The 6,561-nt window shown below is 59.9% G+C and carries 7 protein-coding genes; all 7 read left to right on the top strand.

Translation table 11 applies throughout. The annotated features are described in order from the left end of the window. Positions 1 to 459 (top strand): proton-conducting transporter transmembrane domain-containing protein (locus AC559A_RS03665; RefSeq protein ID WP_498816301.1); only part of this gene is annotated, 459 nt, incomplete at its 5' end. A 51-nt stretch (positions 460 to 510) separates the two neighbouring features. Then, positions 511 to 1,026, top strand: a complete 516-nt coding sequence (locus AC559A_RS03660; RefSeq protein WP_498816300.1) for a 4Fe-4S dicluster domain-containing protein — start codon at positions 511 to 513, stop codon at positions 1,024 to 1,026. A 77-nt stretch (positions 1,027 to 1,103) separates the two neighbouring features. After that, positions 1,104 to 2,273, top strand: a complete 1,170-nt coding sequence (locus AC559A_RS03655; protein ID WP_498816299.1) for a sulfite exporter TauE/SafE family protein — start codon at positions 1,104 to 1,106, stop codon at positions 2,271 to 2,273. A gap of 81 nt (positions 2,274 to 2,354) precedes the next feature. Continuing rightward, positions 2,355 to 2,975 carry a hypothetical protein gene (locus tag AC559A_RS03650; RefSeq protein ID WP_498816298.1) on the top strand — a complete coding sequence of 207 codons (621 nt, stop codon included), beginning with the start codon at positions 2,355 to 2,357 and terminating at the stop codon, positions 2,973 to 2,975. A gap of 86 nt (positions 2,976 to 3,061) precedes the next feature. Next, positions 3,062 to 3,985, top strand: a complete 924-nt coding sequence (locus AC559A_RS03645; protein ID WP_498816296.1) for a phosphate/phosphite/phosphonate ABC transporter substrate-binding protein — start codon at positions 3,062 to 3,064, stop codon at positions 3,983 to 3,985. Positions 3,986 to 4,081: 96 nt separating this feature from the next. Then, complete coding sequence (locus AC559A_RS03640) at positions 4,082 to 6,175, top strand: ATP-binding protein (RefSeq protein ID WP_498816295.1); 2,094 nt, start codon at positions 4,082 to 4,084, stop codon at positions 6,173 to 6,175. Then, complete coding sequence (locus AC559A_RS03635; protein ID WP_498816294.1) at positions 6,175 to 6,537, top strand: response regulator; 363 nt, start codon at positions 6,175 to 6,177, stop codon at positions 6,535 to 6,537. Before AC559A_RS03640 ends, AC559A_RS03635 begins: the two co-directional genes overlap by 1 nt. Positions 6,538 to 6,561: the final 24 nt, after the last annotated feature.

Here is a 6,561-nt window from a genome sequence, read left to right as displayed (position 1 = left end):
GTCTACCTCTTAATGAACCTGGCCTGCTTCTGGGTGATCTGCCGTTTGTCCACGGACGGCCGCAACCTCAAGCTGGATGACTTAAACGGCCTGTATCAGCGTTCCCCCGGTCTGGCCCTGGTCCTGGCCGTGTCCGCCTTCGCCCTGGTGGGCCTGCCGCCCACAGCCGGGTTCATGGGCAAGCTGTTCCTGCTCAACTCCGCCTGGATGGCCGGCTATCACTGGCTGGTGATCGTCGCGGTGCTCAACTCGGCCATCGCCATCTACTACTACCTGAACCTGGTCCGCCACGCCTATACCCGTGACGCGCCCGTCAGCGCATCAGGCGACGTTCAGACGGTTCCCAACCCCGGCCTGCTCTGGGGTGGACTGCTCGCAGCCGCCGTGCTCTGGCTCGGCGTCGCGCCGGGGACGATCTTCACCATGGCCCAGGTCGCTGGTACTGCTCTGTTGCCGTAATTCTCCGAACTGATCCGTAACTGACTCTTAACCCTTGAAGGAGGTGTCCTTGTGAGCAAATATTTCATTAAGACAAACCAGAACCGCTGTATTGGGTGCAAGGCCTGCGAGGTCCATTGTCAGGCCAAGAACCGACTCACGCCGGACATGAAGTTCGGCCAGCTCATCTCCGTCGGGCCGATACGCCGCAAAGGCCTGCCCAAGATTCTGAGCATGTTCATGCCGTGTTTTCACTGTGAAAAACCCTGGTGCGTCGCGTCTTGCCCCACCGGGGCCATGACCCGCCGCGACAAGGATGGCATCATCTATGTTCAGGAAGAACTCTGCGTCGGCTGCAAGGCCTGCATCATCGCCTGCCCCTGGAAAGTTCCGCAGTGGGACGATGCCAGCGGTCGGGCCTTCAAGTGCGACTTCTGCATGGACCGTGTGGACCAGGGTCTGAACCCCGCCTGCGTCACCGGATGTACGGCCCACGCGCTGGACTTCAAGCGTCCCAACGTGGCTTCTCGTGAAACCAGGGAAGAGTATGGCAAAGGGGTTTTGATGAACAGGCTGAAGGATCGATAGCAGCACGCAGATTTTTAACAGCGACTGTTCAGTGAAGAATCAACCACCACAATTTAACGTAAAAGAGAGGAAGATGTATGCACAAAAAACTGGTTCTCGTACTGGCGTTGCTCATTGCATTCGGTGCGATTTCCATCGTCGCCGAAACATCCTGGGCTCAGGTGTCCAACCTCCAGGAGGCCATTGACGCTGCTCCCAGAGGCACGGAACGGGGCGAAATCGATCCCGCCGCGCCCCTCGGCTATCTCGGCATTCCGGGCGGTCCGCAGATCAACCTGATCCTGGCCTTCATCTGGGCCATCTGGGTCGGCTGGATTTTCTCCACCGTGGGCGCATTCGGCGGGATCATGGCCGGCGTCGGACACATCACGGTCTACGGGCTGGGCAACTATGCCGGTACGTTCCGACAGACCGCCCCGACCATCAACAGGGCCGTCACGGACTCCATCCGCGTCTCCAACCAGTTCATGGTCGGAACCAGTGCTCTGATCTCCTCCATCAACTACTACAAGATGGGCCGGCTCGTGTTGCCGGTGGCTGCGGCCCTGGCAATCGGCTCCATCGCTGGAAGCTATCTGATTCCCTTGCTGACAGCCGGTAAAGTATCCTTCCGCGATTATGTCGGGTACTTCGGAATCTTCGTCTTGTTCCTGGGCTGCTATATGCTCTACGAAACCACGCCGCGCGGTGCGGCCGGCAAGAAAAAGGCCAAGCAGGCCGCGGACGCTTTTGAATCCACGATGAAAAAGAAACGATCCGGCGAGAAAGTGGACACTAGTGAACTGGGCGTGAAGATGACCACCTTCTCGGTGTCCCGGATCGCGTTCACCTTCTACGGCGTCGAATTCTCCTTCAATCCCTTGTTTCCGGTTCTCGGCGGCTTCGTCATCGCGGCCATCGCGGCCTTCCTGGGCGTGGGCGGCGGGTTCATGCTCGTGCCCTTCCTGACCAGCGTCACCGGCCTGCCCATGTACCTCTCCGCCGGCACGTCCGCCCTGGCCGTGCTCATCGGGATGATCACCAGCATCCTGAGCTATCTGCAGCAGGGCGTTCTTGTTCACTGGCCGCTCATCGGCACCCAGCTGGTGGGCATTGTCGTCGGCTCCATGGTCGGTCCGTACACTTCCCAGTACATCCCGGACAAATGGCTGAAACGCGTGTTCATCGTCCTGGCCTTCTACGTCGGTCTGGACTTCATGGCCCGCGGCTTTCTGGGCAAGAACATCATGACCATGTTCTTCGGCTAGATCGACAACCTTCTTGGAGAAAAAGGCTGGCGGCTACCGTCAGCCTTTTTTTTCCCTTCAATCTGGGATATGTAATCCTCTATGCAAGAAATTCACGAAATCCTCGGCTCCATCCATCTCTGGCTGGATGCCTTCCTCATCTCCGCCTTTCGCCTCCTTTCCAATCCCGTCAGCGGTTTTTTCTTCGGCACATTTATTTTGACCGTCTGGTGTACCCTGGTCGGCGAGCTGACCTCTCTCGGGGTCGGGCGCATGAACCGTAAGTATATCAAGAAATTGGAACAGGAGTCCATCCGCCTGCACAACCTTTCCGTGAAGGCGATCATTCACAAGGACAAGGAGAGCTACCGGGCCTGCAACAAGATGGCCAATGAAGCCTGGGGCAAGTACTTTTTCGCCACCATTTCCCAGGGCGCGGCTTCGGTCTGGCCCGTGCCCTTCGCCCTGGCCTGGATGCACACCCGGTTCGCGGCCGTTGAATTCGAACTGGCCTATCCCATCCCCCTGCTGCCCGAGGTGGTGGGCTATCCGGCCGTGTTCATCCCCATGTACATCCTGGTCCGGATCTGCTTTGCCAAGCTCAAACCCTGGCTGCCCTTTTTCCATGGCGACGACGCGCCCAAACTGCGCCGTCCAGGGCAGGAAGAGGAAAAAATGATTACCTGGGCGGACGTGGACAAGCACAAAGGGTTGCCGGGTTGATCGCTTCGCCGACGTGCTCTCGCAACCGTCCTCCCTACCCCAAGGTTCCGCTGTCGCAGCGGCCACGTTCCGCCGGAGGCCCCGTAATGCCCAGACATCAGCTGATGATCCTGCCCGTCTTGTTGTTTCTTTTCTTCCTGACGGCGTGTGGCGATCAGCCAGAACCCGTCAAAGTAGACTTGACCTTGCGCGAGGAACAGGCATCCGGAGAGCGCCAGCCGGTGATCACCTATGCCTATCTGCCCCAGTTCTCGCATACCGTTTCCTTCGAGCGGCATCACAAGCTGGTCCAGTATCTCTCTGAAACCACGGGACTGAACATCCAGCAGATCTTTCCTGAAACCTTCCATGAGCACATGCTCATGGTCGCCCAAGGCAAGATCGACATTTCCTACGCCAACCCCTTTGTCTACGCCCTGACAGCGGAGCATTCAGGCGCCAAGGTTTTCGCCAAGATCGTGGAGCCCCGCGGCGAAGCAACCTTTGGGGGTCTGATCATCGCCCGGGCGGACAACCCGGACATCCGCACCCTGCAAGACTGTCGAGGCAAACGCTGGATCGCCGTGGACCAGTTCTCAGCAGGAGGCTATCTGTTCGGCCTCGGTCACTTCATGGATAACGGTATCCGGCCCGAGGACTTTGCGGAAATCGTCTTCGCTCCTGGACCGGGCGGCAAACAGGAAAGCGTCATCCTCGGCATCTACGCCGGGCGCTACGACGTGGGCACGGTTCGTGAGGGTGCGTTGGAACTACTGAAGGACAAGATCGACCTGGACCAGATCACCATTCTGGCCCGCACCCCGCGCTACCCGGGCTGGAGCTTTGCCGCCCGGGCCGGATTGGCTGACGAGGTTGTCCGGGACATCAAGGAGGCCATGTTCGTCCTGGACATCGCTGACCCGGAACACCGCCTGATCCTGGAAAGCGCGGCCATGCGCGGCATCCTCCCGGCCACCCCCGAGGACTTCGACCCCGTGCGCGAGCTGGTCCGGCGGGCCGGGCTGGAATAGCCGCCGACGGGGTCGCCCTCAGTCCGTTGAAAAACGCCCAATTGCTGCGTCGCTGCAATTGTTTTTGCCAACAAAGGACTTTTCCAGCACTCAGCCATGCACGCCGTTCTCCAGTACCTTTCCCGCCTTTCCTTCCAGACCAAGATCAATCTCGGCCTGGCCCTGATCATCGTCTGTTTCGGCCTTCTCCTGGGGGCCATCAACTACGCGGTCAGTTCCAGGGCCGTGCTTCGGGAAGCCCTGCTCCGGGGTGAAGTGCTCTCCGTGAACCTCTCGGCCCGCTCCACGGAGTCCATCCTGTCCATGAATTTCCTGCGACTGACCAACCTGGTGACCGAAATGGTGGACAGGGACGACCAAAAGGACCTGATCTACGCCTTCATCGTCGACCGCCACGGCCAGGTCATGGCCCACACCTTTCGCGACGGGTTTCCCGTGGCCCTGCTCCAGGTCAATCAGGTGGAGGACCACCGGCCCTTCGCCATGCGCTTTCTGGATACCGGGCGGGAACGGCTGTACGACTTCGCCGCGCCGGTGATGGTCGGAACCTCGCGGCTGGGCACGGTGCGCATTGCCTTGTCCCACACCACCATCAAGGCGGCCATCGACCGCCTGATGTGGATCAACCTGGCCGCCACCGCCGGGGCGACCCTGTTGGCCCTGATCGGCGGAAGCTTCTTCGCCCGCACCGTGACCCGACGGATCAACGCATTGCGCCACTCCGCGGAGCAAGTGGTCAAGGGCAACCTGGATGTGCAGATCAGCCCCGCTCCGGGCAGGAACTGCTGGGAAATCATGAACTGCAAGGAGCAGCGTTGCCCGGCCCACGAAGACCGTCTGCGCCGTTGCTGGTACCTCGCCGGAACCTTTTGTCCGGACTGCTCCCCGGGCAGCTTTCCGGAAAAGCTCGACGACTGCCGGAACTGTCCGGTCTACCGCCGCAACGCCGGCGACGAGATCCAGAGCCTGGCCGAATCCTTTGACTTCATGGCCCTGACCTTGAAGAACCACATCGAGGAACTCCGCCGTTCCGAGCGCAACCTGGCCCGACAAAAACAGCTGTTGAACACCATTCTGGACGTCACTCCGGACATGGTCACCCTCCAGGACGAAGAGCTGACCTATCTCGCCGTAAACAAGGCCTTTTTTCGCCATGTGGGCCGGGAGGAGTCCGAGATCATCGGCAGTACGGACTTCGACATCTTCAGCGACGAGCAGGCGGACCGAAATTTTCACGAAGACATGCAGATCCTGCTCACCAGCCATCCCCTGTCCAAGGAAATCATGACCCGGGGGAGCAAGGGCAAAAAATGGCACCATGTGGTCAAGGTTCCGGTGGTGGAGAACGACAGGATCATCGGACTCCTGACCACGGCCCGGGACATCACCGTGGTCAAGCAATACCAGGAAAAACTGATCCATTCCCAGAAAATGGAGGACCTGGGACGGCTGGCCGGAGGCGTGGCCCATGAAATCAACACCCCGCTGAGCATCATCCTCGGCTACTCCCAATTGTTGCTCAAGGATTTCCCCACCGACGACCCCGTGGCCCAGGACATCGGGATCATCGAAAAACAGGCCCAGGTCTGCCGCAAGATCGTGGCCGACCTGCTCAGTTTCTCCCGAACCACGGAACAAGCCGCCCAGCCCATGGACATCAACGACTCGCTGCGGGAGGTGTCCGCGTTGGTGGAGCACATCTTCAGGCAGAACCGGATCGTCATCAACCTTCGTCTGGACGATCGGATTCCGCCCATTTCCGGGGACAAGGAGCGCCTGAAACAGGTCTGGATAAATCTGTTCAACAACGCGGCGGACGCCATCGGGATGGACGGATGCATTTCCGTCACCTCCAAGCTCTGCGCCCATCGTCGCCGGCTGGTGGTGGCCGTGGCCGACACCGGCGGCGGGGTGGCCGAGGACGACCTGGACAAGATCTTCGAGCCGTTTTTCACCACCAAGCCCGTGGACAAGGGCACGGGCCTGGGGCTCTCCGTGACCTTCGGCATCATCAAGGACCATGGCGGCCGGATCAGCGCCATCAGCCCGGTGCCCAGCGAATACGTGGACGTCACCCCGAACTGCTCCGGCTATTCCGGACCGGGAACGGTCTTTTTCGTGGAGCTGCCTCTGGAAGGCAACGAACTCCCCCCGGACGAGTGCATTGAAATTCCCAAAAAGGAGGCATGATGGCCGAAATTCTGGTTTTGGACGACGTCTTGGACGTGGGCGTGATGCTGCGTCGCATCCTGACCCGCAAGGGCCACCAGGTTCATGTGTTCAGCGACGAGGAGCCTGCCTTGGAGCATGCCCGCAAAAACCCGGTGGACATGGCCATCCTGGACATCAAGCTGAAGAAGATGAGCGGCGTGGAAGTCCTGGATGAGCTGAAAAAAATCAACCCGAAGATCCGGGTGATGATGCTCACCGGCTACCCCACCCTGGAAACGGCCAAGGAGGCCTTACAGTTGGGAGCGGACGAGTACTGCGTCAAACCCATCGACATCGACGAACTGGAAGAGAAAACCGCCGAGATTCTGGCCAAGGGGTGAGGGGAGGTGCTGAAGATGCTGAAG

Origin of the sequence: Desulfonatronum zhilinae, from assembly GCF_900182865.1 — a bacterium.
Taxonomy (GTDB): Bacteria; Desulfobacterota; Desulfovibrionia; order Desulfovibrionales; family Desulfonatronaceae; genus Desulfonatronum; species Desulfonatronum lacustre.
Note: the sequence above shows the minus strand (reverse complement) of the source record. Positions and strands in the feature narration are given on the sequence as shown.

Excerpts from the sequence above, each read along its gene's own strand:
- AC559A_RS03655 (WP_498816299.1), top strand. The coding sequence starts at position 1,104 with ATGCACAAAAAACTGGTTCTCGTACTGGCGTTGCTCATTGCATTCGGT.
- AC559A_RS03650 (WP_498816298.1), top strand. The coding sequence starts at position 2,355 with ATGCAAGAAATTCACGAAATCCTCGGCTCCATCCATCTCTGGCTGGAT.
- AC559A_RS03645 (WP_498816296.1), top strand. The coding sequence starts at position 3,062 with ATGCCCAGACATCAGCTGATGATCCTGCCCGTCTTGTTGTTTCTTTTC.
- AC559A_RS03640 (WP_498816295.1), top strand. The coding sequence starts at position 4,082 with ATGCACGCCGTTCTCCAGTACCTTTCCCGCCTTTCCTTCCAGACCAAG.
- AC559A_RS03635 (WP_498816294.1), top strand. The coding sequence starts at position 6,175 with ATGGCCGAAATTCTGGTTTTGGACGACGTCTTGGACGTGGGCGTGATG.